15 protein-coding genes are annotated in these 16,985 nt (G+C 66.4%); 5 read left to right on the top strand and 10 right to left on the bottom strand.

Going from position 1 to position 16,985, the window contains the following annotated elements:
- Positions 1-54: 54 nt before the first annotated feature.
- The 5 genes from AZSP09_RS14775 to metG form a co-directional block, all read right to left on the bottom strand.
- Positions 55-648, bottom strand: coding sequence for a hypothetical protein (locus tag AZSP09_RS14775; RefSeq protein WP_014236353.1), 594 nt, complete (start codon positions 646-648; stop codon positions 55-57).
- Between the two features lie 12 nt (positions 649-660).
- Positions 661-948: an acylphosphatase gene (locus tag AZSP09_RS14770; protein WP_152090467.1), complete on the bottom strand. Its 288-nt coding sequence runs from the start codon at positions 946-948 to the stop codon at positions 661-663.
- Positions 941-2,608 carry a SulP family inorganic anion transporter gene (locus AZSP09_RS14765; RefSeq protein WP_014236351.1) on the bottom strand — a complete coding sequence of 556 codons (1,668 nt, stop codon included), beginning with the start codon at positions 2,606-2,608 and terminating at the stop codon, positions 941-943. The genes AZSP09_RS14770 and AZSP09_RS14765 overlap by 8 nt, the downstream gene beginning before the upstream one ends.
- The gene (locus AZSP09_RS14760) at positions 2,605-2,877 is read right to left on the bottom strand and encodes a hypothetical protein (protein ID WP_014236350.1); all 273 of its coding nucleotides are present in this window, start codon (positions 2,875-2,877) and stop codon (positions 2,605-2,607) included. The genes AZSP09_RS14765 and AZSP09_RS14760 overlap by 4 nt, the downstream gene beginning before the upstream one ends.
- 71 nt (positions 2,878-2,948) lie before the next feature.
- Positions 2,949-5,078, bottom strand: coding sequence for a methionine--tRNA ligase (gene metG / locus AZSP09_RS14755; protein WP_152090466.1), 2,130 nt, complete (start codon positions 5,076-5,078; stop codon positions 2,949-2,951).
- Positions 5,079-5,268: 190 nt separating this feature from the next.
- On the opposite strand from metG, the gene apbC reads away from it, so the two are divergent.
- The 3 genes from apbC to AZSP09_RS14740 all read left to right on the top strand — a co-directional run bounded on the left by apbC (position 5,269) and on the right by AZSP09_RS14740 (position 9,431).
- Positions 5,269-6,363, top strand: coding sequence for an iron-sulfur cluster carrier protein ApbC (gene apbC, locus AZSP09_RS14750; RefSeq protein ID WP_152090465.1), 1,095 nt, complete (start codon positions 5,269-5,271; stop codon positions 6,361-6,363).
- Positions 6,364-6,552: 189 nt separating this feature from the next.
- Positions 6,553-7,119 carry a dCTP deaminase gene (gene dcd / locus AZSP09_RS14745; protein WP_014236347.1) on the top strand — a complete coding sequence of 189 codons (567 nt, stop codon included), beginning with the start codon at positions 6,553-6,555 and terminating at the stop codon, positions 7,117-7,119.
- Between the two features lie 71 nt (positions 7,120-7,190).
- On the top strand, positions 7,191-9,431 hold the full coding sequence (locus AZSP09_RS14740; protein ID WP_014236346.1) for an arginine/lysine/ornithine decarboxylase: 2,241 nt from the start codon (positions 7,191-7,193) through the stop codon (positions 9,429-9,431).
- 116 nt (positions 9,432-9,547) lie between these two features.
- Here AZSP09_RS14740 and AZSP09_RS14735 read toward each other — a convergent pair whose 3' ends face one another.
- From AZSP09_RS14735 to AZSP09_RS14725, 3 genes are read right to left on the bottom strand one after another with little or no spacing between them, the layout of a single operon-like run.
- A complete protein-coding gene (locus tag AZSP09_RS14735; protein WP_130459376.1) occupies positions 9,548-10,081 on the bottom strand; it encodes a dihydrofolate reductase in 534 nt (177 codons plus the stop codon).
- Positions 10,068-11,723 carry a glucose-6-phosphate isomerase gene (gene pgi, locus AZSP09_RS14730; protein WP_152090464.1) on the bottom strand — a complete coding sequence of 552 codons (1,656 nt, stop codon included), beginning with the start codon at positions 11,721-11,723 and terminating at the stop codon, positions 10,068-10,070. The genes AZSP09_RS14735 and pgi overlap by 14 nt, the downstream gene beginning before the upstream one ends.
- Positions 11,724-11,738: 15 nt before the next feature.
- Positions 11,739-12,533, bottom strand: coding sequence for a thymidylate synthase (locus AZSP09_RS14725; protein ID WP_152090463.1), 795 nt, complete (start codon positions 12,531-12,533; stop codon positions 11,739-11,741).
- A 242-nt stretch (positions 12,534-12,775) separates the two neighbouring features.
- On the opposite strand from AZSP09_RS14725, the gene AZSP09_RS14720 reads away from it, so the two are divergent.
- Positions 12,776-14,293, top strand: a complete 1,518-nt coding sequence (locus tag AZSP09_RS14720; protein WP_152090462.1) for a hypothetical protein — start codon at positions 12,776-12,778, stop codon at positions 14,291-14,293.
- Between the two features lie 8 nt (positions 14,294-14,301).
- Here AZSP09_RS14720 and mog read toward each other — a convergent pair whose 3' ends face one another.
- Entirely contained in the window at positions 14,302-14,895 is a 594-nt protein-coding gene (gene mog, locus AZSP09_RS14715; protein WP_152090461.1) for a molybdopterin adenylyltransferase, read from the bottom strand.
- Positions 14,892-15,449, bottom strand: coding sequence for a ribosome biogenesis factor YjgA (yjgA, locus tag AZSP09_RS14710; protein WP_014236336.1), 558 nt, complete (start codon positions 15,447-15,449; stop codon positions 14,892-14,894). The genes mog and yjgA overlap by 4 nt, the downstream gene beginning before the upstream one ends.
- A 77-nt stretch (positions 15,450-15,526) precedes the next feature.
- Here yjgA and pmbA point away from each other — a divergent pair, with 77 nt between their 5' ends.
- Complete coding sequence (pmbA, locus tag AZSP09_RS14705) at positions 15,527-16,921, top strand: metalloprotease PmbA (protein WP_014236335.1); 1,395 nt, start codon at positions 15,527-15,529, stop codon at positions 16,919-16,921.
- Positions 16,922-16,985: the final 64 nt, after the last annotated feature.

Raw genomic sequence — 16,985 nt, 5'->3', positions numbered from 1 at the left:
ATGGTTGGCGCCCGTGCCAGTGCTTTTCGAATCTAACCGAGGGTCAGGACGCTGTCAATTTCGCGCCAGGTAAGGCTCGAAGCCCGGCAACAGACCGATGGCCCGGGCCGGCAGGGGTTCTGGCACCAGGCTGCCCTGGAATACCGCCTCGATCACCGGCGGCTCCCGCCAGGGCTGGTCCATGAAGGTCAGTCCAGCCTCTTCCACCAGGGTGCCCGCCCAGTAGGCCCGGGAAATCTCGCCCAGGGTATCCAGATCCAGGTTGTGGGGCAGGTGCAGGTAATCGATCCAGTTGGCGTCGTGGTAGGAGCAGGTATAGGCGCCCCGGGTGGTGACCCGGGTCAGCAACTTGCCGAAGACCCGGCCGGGATGCTTGTTGCGGTAGTTCTCCGCGTCGGTGCGGGTGGCAAAGAGGAACTGGGCGTGCAGACGGGAGGGATAACGCTCGAAACTGCGCTGGCGGAAGAACTCCAGGTTGTATTCGGCGAAGTAGTTGTGCACCAGCTGGGGATTGATGCCGGAGGGAAAGACGGTACGCGGCTCGGCATGGGGGCCGCCGCTCTGGAAATCCCATCCCGGCAAGGACTCCTCCGGCTCTAGCCAGACATAGAGTTCGAGGGGGGCGGCGCCGCGCAGGAGATTATCCATGACGGCATTGTGTCAGAGGCTGGGGCGCTGTTCAAAACCTTCTGTCGGATCGGCTTCCGGCGCGGCTTCCAGGATCTCCACCCCGCTCACCCGGGCGGCCGGCGGTCCCTGGGCGGCCCACGCCAGCAGTCCGGTCACCGCCTCGGCTTCGCCCCAGGCCAGGGCCTCCACCGAACCGTCGCTGCGGTTGCGCACCCAGCCCCTCAGCCCCAGGCCTTGGGCCTCGCGGCAGAGGGACCAGCGGAAGCCGACACCCTGCACCAGGCCGCGCACCCGCAGCCGCACCGCCCGTTCAGGCATGGGACGGGGAGCCTGCTGCCTCATCCCGGGGCAACAGGATGGCAGCCCGCTGCCAGGCTTCGGCCAGGCTGGCCACCAGGTTGTCCGTCCCCACGTCGTCGGCAAAGCCGGAGCGGGACACCAGGGAACCGGGCTGGGCATTGAGCCCGGCCAGGATCAGGCAGCCGCCCCGCTTGGCCAGCATGCGCTGCAGGGCCTCCAGGGTGTCCAGGCCGGTGGTGTCCAGATTGATCACCTGGTGCAGGTCCAGGATCAGCACCTGGGTGCCCTGGGCATGCTGGTCCAGCAGGGTCTGCAGCTTGCCCACGGCGCCGAAGAAAAGGGAGCCGTAGAGGCTGTAGGCCGCCACCGGCTGGCCCGCCGCCCAGTCGGGCAGGCTCAGGGGCGCCACCTTGGTCAGCTCGGACATGCGGTAGATGAAGAAGAGGGAAGCCAGCACCATGCCGATCTCCACCGCCAGGGTCAGGTCGAAGACCACGGTGATGAAGAAGGTGGAAAGGAGGATGGCCCGGTAGTTCATGGAGTAACGGGGCAGTTCCTTGAACTCGTGCCACTCGCCCATGTTCCAGGCCACCACCATGAGGATGGCGGAGAGGGTGGCCAGGGGCACGTCGCTGGCCAGGGGGGCCGCCACCAGCACCACCGCCAGCAGGGTCAGGGCGTGCACCATGCCGGCCACCGGAGTACGGCCGCCGGCCCGCACATTGGTGCTGGTGCGGGCGATGGCGCCGGTGGCGGCAAAACCGCCCACCAGGGGGGCCACCACATTGGCGACGCCCTGGGCCAGCAGTTCCTGGTTGGGATCGTGGCGGTCGTCGATCTGGCTGTCGGCCACCCGGGCGGAGAGCAGGGACTCGATGGCCCCCAGCAGGGCAATGGTGATGGCCGGGGAAATGAGGTTGCGCAGGGTGGACAGGGTCAGCTCGGGAAAGGCGAAGGCCGGCAGGGACTGGGGAATGCCGCCAAAGCGGCTGCCGATGGTCTCCACCGGGAATTCGAGCAGGGACTGGGCCACCGTGCCGGCGATCAGCACCGCCAGGGGGCCGGGCAACTTGCCCAGCAGGGGTAGCTTGCCGGCCACCTTCTTGTTCCACAGCACCAGCAGCACCAGGGAGGCGGAAGCCAGGGCCAGGGTGGGCAGATCGGTATTGGGCAGGTTGGCCGCCAGCACTTTCATCTTGGCGAAGAACTCGGCCGGCAGGGCCTCCATGTCCAGGCCGAGGAATTCCTTGATCTGGCTGATGAAGATGAGCACGGCGATACCGTTGGTGAAGCCGATCACCACCGTCACCGGGATGAAGCGGATCAGGGCGCCGAGGCGGGCCAGGCCCATGCCGATGAGGATCAGCCCGGCCAGCATGGTGGCGATGAGCAGGTTGGCCAGGCCGTACTGGGCGACGATGCCGTAGACGATGACGATGAAGGCCCCGGTGGGGCCGCCGATCTGCACCCGGGAGCCGCCCAGGGCGGCGATGATGAAACCGGCGACGATGGCGGTCCATATACCGGCCGCCGGATCGACACCGGAGGCGATGGCGAAGGCCATGGCCAGGGGCAGGGCCAGGACGCCGACAGTGAGGCCGGCCGACACGTCGCGCCCGAACTGGGCCCGGTCGTAGTCAGGCAGGCAGTCCAGGAGCTTCGGTCGGAAAGCGCTCATTGTTGTGCTGTGCTGTCTTGTGGGGGAACCTGTTTCAGGGTCTCGCGCAGGATCTGGGCGGCGGCCCAGAGCATGAGCCCCAAACCGGCGAGGGTGCTGAGGATGGCCTCGCCCATGGAGGACGGGAAGTTGCGGAAAAACAGGGGTTCCTTGCCCGTCAGGTAGGCCAGGCCGACGGCGAACGCCACCATGCCGGCCACGTCCAGGAGGGCGAAGCCGACGATGGGCAGGGTCAGGGAAAAGCGCCTTTTACCTTGGGGCAGGATCATGGCGTCAGCCTAGGGCCTGGGCCTGACACAGAACTTACAGGCTGAATTTTTAGCAAACTTAGACCCCTTGGTTATTTCACCCGCATCCCGGGCTGGGCGCCGGCATCGGGGGAAAGGATGTACAGGCCACCGGTTTTGCCTTCCGGATCGGAGGCCGCCAGCACCATGCCTTCGGACATGCCGAACTTCATCTTGCGCGGCGCCAGATTGGCCACCATCACCGTCAGGCGGCCCACCAGGGCGGCCGGATCGTAGGCGGACTTGATGCCGGCGAAGACCTGGCGCGGCTTTTCCTCACCGATATCCAGCTGCAGGCGGATCAGCTTATCGGCGCCTTCCACGTGGCTGGCGTCCACAATCTTGGCGATGCGCAGGTCCACCTTCATGAAGTCGTCGATGGAAATGTGGGGGCCGGTCTCGGCGGCGGCCTGGGCCACCTGGGCTTCCTTCTGCTGCTTTTCGGCGTGGCGCTGCTGGGAATGCTCGGCGCCCTTCTCCGCGGCCTTGGCCGGGGCTGCAGCAACGGCAGGCGCCAGGGAAGCCTTGTTGGCCTCCACCAGGGCTTCCACCAGCTTGGGGTCGATGCGGGTCATGAGGTGCTCGTAGGGCTGGATGGCATGGCCGGCGGCCAGCACGGCATTGACGTCGTCCCAGGCGAAGGGGGCGACGTTGAGGAAGGCGGCCACCTTGTCGGCCAGCACCGGCAGCACCGGCTTCAGCAGCACGGTGAGCAGGCGGAACAGGTTCAGCGCATTGGTGCAGGCAGCGTGCAGGGCCGGGTCCTGGCCCTCCTGCTTGGCCAGCTCCCAGGGCTTCACCGTGTCCACATACTGGTTAACGCCATCGGCCAGGGCCATGATTTCCCGCAGGGCGCGGCCGAATTCCCGGTTCTCGTAGTATTCGGCGATGCGCGGGGCGGCTTCCCGGATAGCGGCATAGGGAGCCAGGGACTCGTCAGCCACGGCCAGCTGGCCGTTGAAGCGCTTGGCGATGAAGCCGGCAGCACGGCTGGCGATGTTCACATACTTGCCCACCAGATCGGAATTCACCCGGGCGGTGAAGTCGGGCAGGGACAGGTCGATGTCTTCCAGGGTGTTGGTCAGCTTGGCGGCGAAGTAGTAGCGCAGCCATTCCGGGTTGAGGCCCTGCTTGAGGTAGCTCTCGGCAGTGATGAAGGTGCCGCGGGACTTGGACATCTTCTGCCCATCCACGGTGAGGAAGCCGTGGGCGAAAACCTTGGTCGGGGTGCGGAAGCCGGCCTGCTCCAGCTCGGCGGGCCAGAACAGGGCGTGGAAATAGAGGATGTCCTTGCCGATGAAGTGGTACAGCTCGGCTTTCGAATCCTTGCTCCAGTATTCGTTGAAATCCAGGCCCTGCTTCTCGCACAGATTGGCGAAGGAACCCATGTAACCGATGGGGGCGTCGAGCCAGACGTAGAAGTACTTGCCGGGGGCGCCGGGAATCTCGAAACCGAAATAGGGCGCATCCCGGGAGATGTCCCAGTCGGTGAGCTTATTCTCGCCCTCGGCCCCCAGCCACTCCTGCATCTTGTTGGCGGCTTCCGGCTGCAGGCGCCCCTCGTCCCGAGTCCAGCGGCGCAGGAAGTCCTGGCAGCGGGGATCGGAGAGCTTGAAGAAATAGTGGTCGGACGAACGCATTTCCGGCTTGGCGCCGGAGACGGCGGAGTACGGGTCCTTCAGGTCGTTGGGAGTGTAGGCGGCACCGCAGACCTCGCAGTTGTCGCCGTACTGGTCCTTGGCCCCGCACTTGGGGCATTCGCCCTTGATGAAGCGGTCCGGCAGGAACATCTCCTTCACCGGATCGTAGAACTGCTCGATGGAGCGCACTTCGATCAGGCCGGCCGCCTGCAGCTTGCCGTAGATGTCTTCGGCGCAGCGGCGGGTTTCCGGGGTGTTGGTGGAATAGTAGTTGTCGAAGCCCACCAGGAAGCCGGCGAAGTCCCGCGTATGCTCGCCGTAGACCCGCTCGATCAGGGCTTCCGGGGTGATGCCTTCGTTTTGGGCCCGCAGCATGATGGGCGTGCCGTGGGTGTCGTCGGCGCAGACGTACCAGCAGTCGTGGCCCCGCATTTTCTGGAAGCGCACCCAGATGTCGGTCTGGATGTACTCCACCAGATGGCCCAGGTGGATGGAGCCGTTGGCGTAGGGCAGTGCGGAGGTGACGAGGATCTTGCGCTTCATGGGGGAGCCTGAAAAAGTCGGAGCAAAGGCGGGAGTTTACCAAACGCGGGGCCCAGGACCCGGCCCGGCCCCGGAAAAGAACGAAAAGAAGCTGGCCCGACGGCCAAGGAGCGCTTTTGGCCGGCCCCTGCCCTGGGGTATACTCGACAAAATAACTCAAGTATCAGGCTTCCCACAGGAGTTCCCTGCCATGACCATCAGCGTCGCCGACGTCCACACTGCCCTGCAGTCCCTGATCGACCCCAATACCCAGAAGGACTACGTTTCCTCCAAGGCCGCCCGCAACATCAAGGTGGACGGCAACGACGTCTCCCTGGACATCGAGCTGGGCTACCCGGCCAAGACCCAGATCGACGCCATCCGCGCCCGGGTCATCGCCGCCATCAAGGCCCTGCCCGGCGCCGGCAACGTCTCCGCCAATGTCTATGTGAAAATCGTCTCCCACACCGTGCAGCGGGGCGTGAAGCTGCTGCCGGGCGTCAAGAACATCATCGCCGTGGCCTCCGGCAAGGGTGGCGTCGGCAAGAGCACCACCGCCGTGAACCTGGCCCTGGCCCTGGCCCAGGAAGGCGCCACGGTCGGCCTGCTGGACGCCGACATCTACGGCCCCTCCCAGCCCCAGATGCTGGGTCTGGCCGGCAAACAGCCCGAATCCAAGGACGGCCAGAGCCTGGAGCCCCTGGAAGCCCACGGCATCCAGGCCATGTCCATCGGTTTCCTCCTGGAAGACGTGGAAACCCCCATGGTCTGGCGCGGCCCCATGGTCACCCAGGCCCTGGAACAGCTGCTGCGGGACACCAACTGGCGCGACGTGGATTACCTGGTGATCGACATGCCGCCGGGCACCGGCGACACCCAGCTGACCCTCTCCCAGAAGGTGCCGGTGACCGGCGCCGTGGTAGTCACCACGCCCCAGGACATCGCCCTCATCGATGCCCGCAAGGGCCTGAAGATGTTCGAGAAGGTGGGCATTCCCATCCTCGGCATCGTCGAGAACATGTCCATCCACATCTGTTCCAAGTGCGGCCACGAAGAACACATCTTCGGCCACGGCGGCGGCGAGCAGATGTGCAAGGACTACGACGTGGAATTCCTCGGCGCCCTGCCCCTGGAACTGGCCATCCGGGAAATGGCCGACACCGGCAAGCCCACCGTGGTCGGCGCCCCCGATTCCCGCCCGGCGGAAATCTACCGGACCATCGCCCGCCGGGTGGCGGTGAAGATCGCCGACAAGGCCAAGGACCTGACCGCCAAGTTCCCCAACATCGTGGTGCAGAACACCTGAGCCGCCGGCGGGGGCAAAGGACTACCCGAGCCCCCGCCATCCACTTGATCTGCCTGCATTTTTCCCCCGGCAGCGGCACCGCCGCCCCCCGTCCCGCCCACCACGGGCTTCCCCTCCTGTAAAAACCCTTTTTGTGCACCCCAACACCAAGTAGAATCCGCTTTTTTCCAAGGTGTTGGGGTAGCTGGCATGGCCATCAAATCCGATAAATGGATCCGCCGCATGGCGGAGCAGCACGGCATGATCGAACCGTTCGAGCCGGGGCTGGTGCGCGAGGTCAATGGGGAGAAGATCGTTTCCTACGGCACCTCCAGCTACGGCTACGACATCCGTTGCGCCCGGGAATTCAAGGTCTTCACCAACATCAACTCCACCATCGTGGACCCGAAGAAGTTCGATCCCCAGTCCTTCGTCGAGATCGAGGCGGACTATTGCATCATCCCGCCCAACTCCTTCGCCCTGGCCCGCACCGTCGAATACTTCCGCATCCCCCGCAGCGTACTCACCGTCTGCCTGGGCAAGAGCACCTACGCCCGTTGCGGCATCATCGTGAACGTCACCCCCTTCGAACCCGAATGGGAAGGCTACGTCACCCTGGAGTTCTCCAACACCACCCCCCTGCCGGCCAAGATCTACGCCGGCGAGGGCTGCGCCCAGGTGCTCTTCTTCGAGTCCGACGAGGTCTGCGAGACCTCCTACAAGGACCGGGGCGGCAAGTACCAGGGCCAGGTGGGCGTCACCCTGCCCAAGATCTGACGCCTTCGCGCAACATTTTCGACTTATCCTGTGACCCGCTCCGGCGGGTCGCCGTCTTTTGAGGAACAGCCATGCGCTTCCACTTCCCGGTCATCATCATCGACGAAGACTTCCGCTCCGAGAATGCCTCGGGCCTGGGCATCCGGGCCCTGGCGGAAGCCATCCAGGCCGAAGGTCTGGAAGTGCTGGGCGTCACCAGCTACGGCGACCTGACCTCCTTCGCCCAGCAGCAGAGCCGGGCCTCCACCTTCATCCTGTCCATCGACGACGAGGAGTTCTCCTCGCCCGAGGCTTCCGCCAAGGCCATTGCCGGCCTGCGCGCCTTCGTCAGCGAAATCCGCCTGCGCAACAGCGAGATTCCCATCTTCCTGCACGGCGAGACCCGCACCTCCCGCCACATCCCCAACGACGTGCTGCGGGAACTGCACGGCTTCATCCACATGTATGAAGACACGCCGGAATTCATCGCCCGCAACGTGGTGCGGGAAGCCAAGGCCTACCTGGAATCCCTGCCGCCGCCCTTCTTCCGGGCCCTCACCCACTACGCCTCGGACGGCTCCTATTCCTGGCACTGTCCCGGCCACTCCGGCGGCGTCGCCTTCCTGAAGAGCCCGGTGGGCCAGATGTTCCACCAGTTCTTCGGCGAGAACATGCTGCGCGCCGACGTCTGCAACGCCGTGGAGGAACTGGGCCAGCTGCTGGACCACACCGGCCCGGTGGCGGCCTCCGAGCGCAATGCGGCACGCATCTTCAACTGCGACCACCTGTACTTCGTCACCAACGGCACCTCCACCTCCAACAAGATCGTCTGGCACTCCACCGTGGCCCCGGGCGACATCGTGGTGGTGGACCGCAACTGCCACAAGTCCATCCTGCACGCCATCATGATGACCGGCGCCATCCCGGTCTTTCTCATGCCGACCCGCAACAACTTCGGCATCATCGGCCCAATCCCCAAGAGCGAGTTCGCCTGGGAGAACATCCAGAAGAAGATCGCCGCGAATCCCTTCGCCACGGACAAGAACGCCAAGCCCCGGGTGCTGACCATCACCCAGTCCACCTACGACGGCATCCTCTACAACGTGGAAGCCATCAAGGAAGAGCTGGACGGCAAGATCGATACCCTGCACTTCGACGAAGCCTGGCTGCCCCACGCCGCCTTCCACGACTTCTACGGCGATTACCACGCCATCGGCGCCGACCGGCCCCGCTGCAAGGAGTCCATGGTCTTCTCCACCCAGTCCACCCACAAGCTCCTGGCCGGCCTTTCCCAGGCCTCCCAGATCCTGGTGCAGGACGCGGAGAACAGCCACCTGGACCGGGACGTGTTCAACGAGGCCTACCTCATGCACACCTCCACCAGCCCCCAGTACGCCATCATCGCCTCCTGCGACGTGGCCGCGGCCATGATGGAAGAGCCGGGCGGCACCGCCCTGGTGGAGGAATCCATCGCCGAGGCCCTGGACTTCCGCCGCGCCATGCGCAAGGTGGACGAGGAGTGGGGCTCCGGCTGGTGGTTCAAGGTATGGGGCCCGGACGACCTCTCCGAGGAAGGCATCGAGGAGCGGGACGCCTGGATGCTCAAGCCCGGCGACCGCTGGCACGGCTTCGGCAACCTGGCCGACGGCTTCAACATGCTGGACCCGATCAAGGCCACCATCATCACCCCGGGCCTGGACGTGGACGGCGAGTTCGCTGAACGGGGCATTCCCGCCGCCATCGTCACCAAGTACCTGGCCGAACACGGCGTGATCGTGGAGAAGTGCGGCCTCTACTCCTTCTTCATCATGTTTACCATCGGCATCACCAAGGGCCGCTGGAACAGCATGGTGACCGAACTGCAGCAGTTCAAGGACGACTACGACAAGAACCAGCCCCTGTGGAAGGTGCTGCCCGCCTTCGTCGCCAAGCACCCGCGCTACGAGCGGGTCGGCCTGCGCGACCTGTGCCGGGAAATCCACGCCGTCTACCGCTCCAACGACGTGGCCCGCCTGACCACCGAGATGTACCTCTCCGACATGGTGCCAGCCATGAAGCCTGCCGACGCCTTCGCCAAGATGGCCCACCGGGAAATCGACCGGGTGCCCATCGACGAGCTGGAAGGCCGGGTCACCTCAGTGCTGCTCACCCCCTACCCCCCGGGCATTCCCCTGCTTATCCCGGGCGAGCGCTTCAACCGGACCATCATGCAGTACCTGCAGTTCGCCCGGGATTTCAACGAGAAATTCCCCGGCTTCGAGACCGACATCCACGGTCTGGTCAAGGAAGAGCGAGACGGCAAGGTAGGCTACTACGTGGACTGCGTACGCTGACGCGCTGCCACCACGCAAAAACGGCGGGGCCTCCCCGCCGTTTTTTTGACCAGTAGCATCGAGCATGACTAAGCGATCGAAGCCTCCCTAGCAGTCGCTACTTAGGCGAGGCTGGATCAGCGGGGACGGCGTTCCCAGACCACGAAATCGTAGGCCGGGGCGCCGGCGGGGGGGCTGCCGGGACGGCGCGAACGCTCCTCCCAGGCATCCGCTTCCAGGGCGGGAAAGAAGGCGTCGGCCCGGGGTTCATCCCGGACCTCGGTGAGATAGAGGCGCCGGGCCAGGGGCAGGGCCTGGGCGTAGAGATCGGCGCCGCCCATGACGAAGACCTCGCCGCCGCCGGCGGCGGCCAGGGCCTCTTCCAGGGAATGGGAGAGGATGGCGCCGGGCGCCAGGTAGTCCCGGTTGCGGCTGACCACCACATTGCGCCGCCCCGGCAGGGGACGGAACTTCTCCGGCAGGGATTCCCAGGTCTTGCGCCCCATGATCACCGGGCGCCCCTGGGTGGTGGCCTTGAAATAGGCCATGTCCTCCGGCAGGCGCCAGAGCAGCTGGTTGTCCAGGCCGATGGCCCGGTTGGCCCCCACCGCCACGATCAGGGCGACGAGCTGGGGAGCCTCGGAGGAAGTGGTCGGTTCAGAGTTGGCCATGGCGACGGCAGTAGGCAATGAGGCCCCGGGTGGAGGCGTCCAGCCCCTCGTCGGGCGTGCCTTCCAGGGCGGGCAGGAGGCGGCCGGCGAGCTTCTTGCCCAGCTCCACCCCCCATTGGTCGAAGGAATTGATGCCCCACACCACCCCCTGGACGAACACCTTGTGCTCGTAGAGGGCGATCAGCAGCCCCAGGTGGTAGGGGTCCAGGCGGGGCAGCATCAGGGTGGTGGACGGCTGGTTGCCGGCAAACACCTTGTAGGGCAGGACCGCGGCGATCTCCGCCTCGGCCCAGCCCTCCAGCTCCAGCTCGGCCCGGGCCTCCTGCTCGCTGCGGCCGAAAGCCAGGGCCGAGCTCTGGGCCAGGCAGTTGGCCAGCAGGGGACCGTTGTGGCCCGGCAGGGGGTAGTCGCTGGTGGCGGCGACGATGAAGTCGCTGGGAATGAGCCAGCCGCCCTGGTGCAGCAGCTGGAAGAAGGCATGCTGGCCGTTGATGCCGATCTCGCCCCAGACGATGGGATTGGGATGGCAGGACAGGGGCTTGCCGCTGCGGGTCACCATCTTGCCGTTGCTCTCCATCTCCAGCTGCTGCAGGTAGCCGGGCAGGGTGCGCAAAGACTCGTTGTAGGGCAGGATGGCCAGGGTTTCGGCGCCGAGGAAGTTGGTGTTCCAGATGCCCAGCAGGCCCATCAGCACCGGCAGGTTCTGCTCCAGGGGCGCCTTGAGGAAATGCTGGTCCAGGGCCTGGGCCCCGGCCAGGAGCCGCTCGAACTGGGTCATGCCGATGGCCAGGGCCAGGGCCAGGCCCACCGCGGACCACAGGGAATAGCGGCCGCCGACCCAATCCCACATGGTGAAGATGTTGTCGTGGCCGATGCCGAACAGACCCGCCTCGGCCGGTGCCGCCGTCACCGCCACGAAGTGCCGGGCCAGGGCCGCCGCCTCGTTCTCCGGACCGGCCGCCGCCAGCAGCCAGTCCCGGGCCGTCTCGGCGTTGCGCAGGGTTTCCTGGGTGGTGAAGGTCTTGCTGGCGACGATGAAAAGGGTGGTGCGGGGGTCCAGGGTCTCCAGCAGGGGCGCCAGTTGGGCCCCGTCCAGGTTGGAGACGAAATGCACGTGCAGGGCCGGATGGTCGTAGGCCGACAGGGCCCGGGCCGCCATCTTGGGCCCCAGGTCGGAACCGCCGATGCCCAGGTTCACCACATGGCGGATGGCCTCGCCGGAGTAACCGCGCCACAGGCCGCTGCGCACCCGCTCGGAAAACTGCCGCATCTGGGCCCGCACCGCCCGCACCTCGGGCATGACGTCCTTGGCCGCACTGGGGAAGGGGCCGGTGCCGAGGAAACGCAGGGCCGGATGCAGCACCGCCCGCTGTTCGCTGACGTTGATGCGCTCGCCGGCAAACATGCGATCGCGCCAGCCTTCCACATCCGCCGCCCGGGCCAGGTCGGTGAGCAGACCCAGGGTTTCGGGAGTGATGCGCTGCTTGGAAAAATCGGCGAGAAAATCGCCGAGGCGGAAGGAAAGCTTCTCGAAGCGGGCCGGTTCCCGGGCGAACAACTCCCGCAGGTGGTGCGGACGAAGCTGCTCCCGGTGGGCCAGGAGGGCCTGCCAGGGCGCGGTGCGGGTGATGTCCATGGGCATGGGCGGTATTCCCGGTCAGACGGCGATGGGCGCGGCGATGGAAGGATGGGGATCGTAGCCTTCCAGGGCGATGTCCTCGAAGCGGAAGGTGAACAGGTCCTTCACCTCGGGATTGAGCACCAGCTTGGGCAGGGGACGGAAATCCCGGGACAGCTGCAGGCGCGCCTGGTCCAGGTGGTTGCTGTAGAGGTGGGCATCACCCAGGGTGTGCACGAAGTCACCGACCTGGTAGCCGCAGACCTGGGCGATCATGTGGGTGAGCAGGGCGTAGGAGGCAATGTTGAAGGGCACGCCGAGGAAGATGTCGGCACTGCGCTGGTACAGCTGGCAGGACAGCTTGCCGTCGGCCACGTAGAACTGGAACAGGCAGTGGCAGGGCGGCAGAGCCATGGAATCCACGTCCCCCGGGTTCCAGGCGGAAACCACGTGGCGGCGGGAATCCGGGTTCTTCTTCAGGTTTTCCACCAGCTGGCCCACCTGGTCGATGAGACGCCCGTCCGGCGTTTCCCAGCGGCGCCACTGCTTGCCGTACACCGGCCCCAGGTCGCCGTTGGCGTCGGCCCACTCGTCCCAGATGGAGACGCCGTTGTCCTTGAGGTAGCGGATGTTGGTGTCGCCCTGCAGGAACCACAGCAGTTCGTGGATGATGGAACGCAGGTGCAGCTTCTTGGTGGTCATGACGGGGAAGCCGTCCGCCAGGTTGAAACGCATCTGCCAGCCGAAGACGGAACGGGTGCCCGTGCCGGTGCGGTCGGTCTTGACGTGGCCGTGCTCGAGCACGTGGCGCATGAGGTCGTGGTACTGCTGCATGGAGAGGGGCTCCGCTACTTTTTTATCGCTGGCATTGTAGCCGTTTGCCCCCGTCCCGCCCATGGCGGCGACGGGCGGGGCCGTTGACGGAGACCCCGCCGCCGCCAACGCCTGGGGGACAGTTCGCAGCATGGGGAAAATGACGTAAGCTTGGCTCCGGAGCCGCCGGCACAGGCGGACCCGTCCATGGAGGCGGCGACAGGACCGCCAATATCGCTGGAACGACTTCAACGGGGAACATCGTGATTCTGAGCCTCTTTTCCGCCAAGCCGGAGCACCCCCTGGCCGACGCCAAGGAACTGCGCCGCGCCATCGCCGAACTGCCCCTGGACAATGCCTTCAAGGCGGTGGACGAGGTGCTGGCCTGGTTCGAGTCCCTGCTCAGCGCCGAAGGTTTCAAGCCCGAGCAGCTGTTCGACACCGTGCGCCAGCTGGACGAGGCGGCCCAGCCCCACCTGCGCCGCCTGACCCGGGACTACCTGCACTCCCCCCGCCTATCCAAGACCGAAGAGCGGCGCCTGTGGACCGCCAGCACCGCCTTCTGGGACCTGCTGGCACGGCTCTACGAACAATCCCTGGCGCGCTACCGCGGCAAGGAGAAGGGGGCCGACGCCCTCAAGCCCCACCTGTCCCTGATCCACGCCCGCCTCATCCTGGCCTACGGCAACCAGCTGAAGTGGCGCCAGTACCACTACGGCCCGGTGGAAGGCGACATCTGGCTGCGCCTGGGCCAGGCCTATCTGGCGGCGGAAAGCGAAGGCGTCGCCGGGCGCCTGCTGCTGCTCTATCCGGGGCAGAGCAGTTCCTCCTCCGCCACCCTGGAATACCTGAAGGTGCTCATGTTCCACGCCTCCTCCATGGACAGCCTGCTGCCCGCGGAGATCGAACTGGCGGAAAGGCTGATCGGCCATTGCCTGCCCCAGTTCGTGTTCGGCAGCCGCTCCGGTCCCGAAAGCGTGTACTGGATCGACCCGGCCCAGCCCCTGCCGCCCGTGCGCCTCACCCGGGAGCCCCTGGCGGCACCGACCCTGCGCTTCTTCGCCCCGGGCAACGCACCCCAGACCCTGGCCGAACTGATCCGCAGCGTCGAACTGGGCACCGTGCCGGAAGAGGTGAATCTGGGGGGCCAGTATCCGGCCCGCATGATCCTGCCGGTGCTGCACCATCTGGCCATGCACTGGGCGCCGACCCCGCCCCTGCGGGAACACCGGCGGCACCAGGTGAAATCCCTGCTCACCGTGGTCAACGGTTTCGAGGCGGCCTTCCAGGTCTTTTCCGGCAAGCCGGACGGGGACGGAGCGGCGGAAAGCTGGATCGCCGACAACGTCAGCCTGGGCGGCTTCGGCGCCCTGGTGCCGAACCTGCGCGGCGACTGGCTGCGCATCGGCGCCCTCCTGGCCATGCAGCCGGAAGGCGGCAGCAACTGGCTGCTCGGCGTGGTGCGGCGCTACGGCCGGGAATCGGATACCCAGGCCGCGGTCGGCATCCAGACCCTGGCGCGCCAGGCCCTGGCGGTGGAGCTGCGGCCCCGCAGCACCTCGGCCTACGCCCTGGCGGCGGGCATTCCGGGCATGCTGCTGCGGGACGGCATGGAAGAAGGGGAAGTGCGGCTGGTAATGCCGCCGGCCAGCTTCGACGTGCGGGAAAACCTGGAGTGCGAAGCCGAAGGCCGGCACCTGCTGCTGACCCCCATGGACATCCAGGAAAGCGGCAGCGATTACGAAATCGCCCGCTACCGGGAACTGCGCAGCGACAACTGAAGGCCGACTCAGGCGGCCGGCGGGCGCCGTGCCGACTTGGGACGAAAGGCCGCCACCACGGACTCCCGGGTTTCCACATAGGGCCCGCCGATGAGGTCCAGGCAGTAGGGCACGGCAGCGAAGATGCCGGGCACCAGCACCTTGCCCTCCCCGTCTTTAACCCCTTCCAGGGTTTCCTGGATGGACTTGGGCTGGCCCGGCAGATTGAGGATCAGGGCCTGCTTGCGGATCACCCCCACCTGGCGCGAAAGAATGGCGGTCGGCACGAACTGCAGGCCGATCTGCCGCATCTGCTCGCCGAAGCCGGGCATGACCTTGTCCGCCACCGCCAGGGTGGCTTCCGGCGTCACATCCCGGGGCGCCGGACCGGTGCCGCCGGTGGTCAGCACCAGATGGCAGCCTTCATCGTCCACCAGTTCCATGAGGGTGGCTTCGATGCCCGGCTGGTCGTCGGCGATGAGGCGCGATTCTTCCTCCCAGGGGGTCAGCAGCACCCCGTCCAGCCACTGGCGCAGGGCCGGCAGGCCCTTGTCCTCATAGACGCCGCTGGATGCCCGGTCGCTGATGGAGACCAGGCCGACGCGCAGGGGCCCCTGGCTCATGCTTCCTCCCCGGCATCATCCCCGGTGGCTGCGGCAGCGCCGCCCTCCTCCAGTTCCTTCAGCACCTGGAAGATGGCACGGTAGCTCTTCGGCGGCTTGTTCTGTTCCTGTTCCTTGAGGGCGCTGCGGCGCAGCTGGCGCAGGTGGGTGAGATCGGCCTGGGGCCAGTGGGCGGCGATGTCGGCCAGGGCCACAGCTTCGTTTTCCAGGAGCAGGGTGCGCAGACGCTCGCGCCGGTGCAGTTTGGCGTTCTCCGCGGCGGAGGCGCCATTGACCACGTCCAGGGCGGCCTGGATCGGCTCCGGGTCCACGTCCCGCATCAGCTTGCCGATGTACTGCAGCTGCCGGCGCTGGGCCTCCCGCTTGGGCAGGCGCTGGTATTCGAGCAGGGCGCCGCTGAGGGTCTCGGACAGTTCGACCTTGCCCAGCAGGCGCTTGAGACGGTCCGGCGGCAGTTCCACCAGGGCGCGTCCCAGGTCCTGCTTGTCCTGCATGGCTTGTTTGCGTTTTGTCTTGCTGACGGGCTCGCCGTCCAGGGGGTCCAGTTCTTCCATGATTCCTTGTACTTCTCGGCAGGGGTGGGCGGTGGGGGCTGCTATGATAGCGATTTTACCCCTCTGTCTCGCTGTTCATGGCCAAGAAAGCTCTCCCCAAGCCCTCCCGTACTACCGCTGCAGCCACTTCCGGCCGCTTCTCCCTGCCCCAGGCCGACCTGCTGCAACTGGCCCGGGACACCGTGGCCCTGGCCACCCGGGGCGGCGCCTCCGCAGCCGAGGTGGATGTCTCCGAGGGCTTCGGCCAGTCGGTCAGCGTCCGCCAGGGCGAGGTGGAAACCATCGAATACAACCGGGACAAGGGCATCGGCGTCACGGTGTACCTGGGCCAGCGCAAGGGCTACGCCTCCACCAGCGACTTTTCCCGCCAGGCCCTGGCCCAGACCGTGGATGCGGCCCTGGCCATCGCCCGCTACACCGCCGAGGACCCCTGCGCCGGCCTGCCGGAAAAGGCCCTGCTGGCCAAACAGTGGCAGGATCCCCAGCTTTACTATCCCTGGCAGCTGAGCGTGGAGGGCGCCATCGACCTGGCCCGCCGCTGCGAGGATGCGGCCTTCGCCGTCAGTCCCCTGGTGAAAAACTCCGAGGGCGCCACCGTCTCCCTGCAGGAAGGCCAGTTCGCCACCGCCAACAGCCTGGGCTTTGCCGGCGGCTACCCCAGCTCCCGCCACTACATTGCCTGCTCCGTCATCGCCGGCAAGAAGGGGCGCAATGCGGAAATGCAGCGGGACGACTGGTATTCCACCCACCGGGACCCGGCGGACTTCCCCGCCCCCGAGAGCATCGGCGACTACGCCGCCCGCCGCGCCCTGTCCCGCCTGGGCGGGCGCAAGGTGAAGACCTGCGAGGTGCCGGTGATCTTCGAGGCCCCCATCGCCAGCGGCCTGCTCGGCAACTTCGTCTATGCCGCCAGCGGCGGCAGCCTCTACCGCAAGGCCAGCTTCCTGGTGGACAGCCTGGGCAAGCGCATCTTCGCCCCCGGCATCAACATCAGCGAGCGCCCCGACCTGCCCAAGGGCCTGGCCTCCGGCCCCTTCGACAACGACGGCGTCGCCACCCGCTCGCGCCAGGTGGTGAGCGACGGTGTGCTCAACGGCTACTTCCTCAGCGTCTATACCGCCCGCAAGCTGGGCATGACCACCACCGGCAATGCTGGCGGCTGCCACAACCTGGTGCTGGAGCCGGGCCGGGAAGATCTGGCCGGCCTCATCCGCCAGGTCAAGCGCGGCCTGCTGGTCACCGAGCTGCTGGGCCAGGGGGTGAACTACGTCAATGGGGACTACTCCCGGGGGGCCGCCGGCTACTGGATCGAGAATGGCGAAATCGCCTATCCGGTGGAGGAAATCACCATCGCCGGCAACCTCAAGGAGATGTTCATGAACATCGCCGGGGTCGGCAACGACGTGGTGGTGCGCGGCTCCAAGCAGACGGGTTCCATTCTCATCCAGCGGATGACTGTCGCGGGCGCCTGACCCCGGGCGAAAGCCGCTTCCAGCAAGCTCTTCCAGCCGGTCCGGATTAGGGTAATCCCTATTG

Source organism: Azospira sp. I09, assembly GCF_009177135.1.
Taxonomy (GTDB): domain Bacteria; phylum Pseudomonadota; class Gammaproteobacteria; order Burkholderiales; family Rhodocyclaceae; genus Azospira; species Azospira oryzae.
The sequence above is the reverse complement of the archived record's forward strand: the minus strand, read 5'-3'. Positions and strand labels throughout refer to the sequence as shown.

Coding starts and splice junctions, on each gene's coding strand:
- AZSP09_RS14775 (WP_014236353.1), bottom strand. CDS start 648: ATGGATAATCTCCTGCGCGGCGCCGCCCCCCTCGAACTCTATGTCTGG.
- AZSP09_RS14770 (WP_152090467.1), bottom strand. CDS start 948: ATGCCTGAACGGGCGGTGCGGCTGCGGGTGCGCGGCCTGGTGCAGGGT.
- AZSP09_RS14765 (WP_014236351.1), bottom strand. CDS start 2,608: ATGAGCGCTTTCCGACCGAAGCTCCTGGACTGCCTGCCTGACTACGAC.
- AZSP09_RS14760 (WP_014236350.1), bottom strand. CDS start 2,877: ATGATCCTGCCCCAAGGTAAAAGGCGCTTTTCCCTGACCCTGCCCATC.
- metG (WP_152090466.1), bottom strand. CDS start 5,078: ATGAAGCGCAAGATCCTCGTCACCTCCGCACTGCCCTACGCCAACGGC.
- apbC (WP_152090465.1), top strand. CDS start 5,269: ATGACCATCAGCGTCGCCGACGTCCACACTGCCCTGCAGTCCCTGATC.
- dcd (WP_014236347.1), top strand. CDS start 6,553: ATGGCCATCAAATCCGATAAATGGATCCGCCGCATGGCGGAGCAGCAC.
- AZSP09_RS14740 (WP_014236346.1), top strand. CDS start 7,191: ATGCGCTTCCACTTCCCGGTCATCATCATCGACGAAGACTTCCGCTCC.
- AZSP09_RS14735 (WP_130459376.1), bottom strand. CDS start 10,081: ATGGCCAACTCTGAACCGACCACTTCCTCCGAGGCTCCCCAGCTCGTC.
- pgi (WP_152090464.1), bottom strand. CDS start 11,723: ATGCCCATGGACATCACCCGCACCGCGCCCTGGCAGGCCCTCCTGGCC.
- AZSP09_RS14725 (WP_152090463.1), bottom strand. CDS start 12,533: ATGCAGCAGTACCACGACCTCATGCGCCACGTGCTCGAGCACGGCCAC.
- mog (WP_152090461.1), bottom strand. CDS start 14,895: ATGAGCCAGGGGCCCCTGCGCGTCGGCCTGGTCTCCATCAGCGACCGG.
- yjgA (WP_014236336.1), bottom strand. CDS start 15,449: ATGGAAGAACTGGACCCCCTGGACGGCGAGCCCGTCAGCAAGACAAAA.
- pmbA (WP_014236335.1), top strand. CDS start 15,527: ATGGCCAAGAAAGCTCTCCCCAAGCCCTCCCGTACTACCGCTGCAGCC.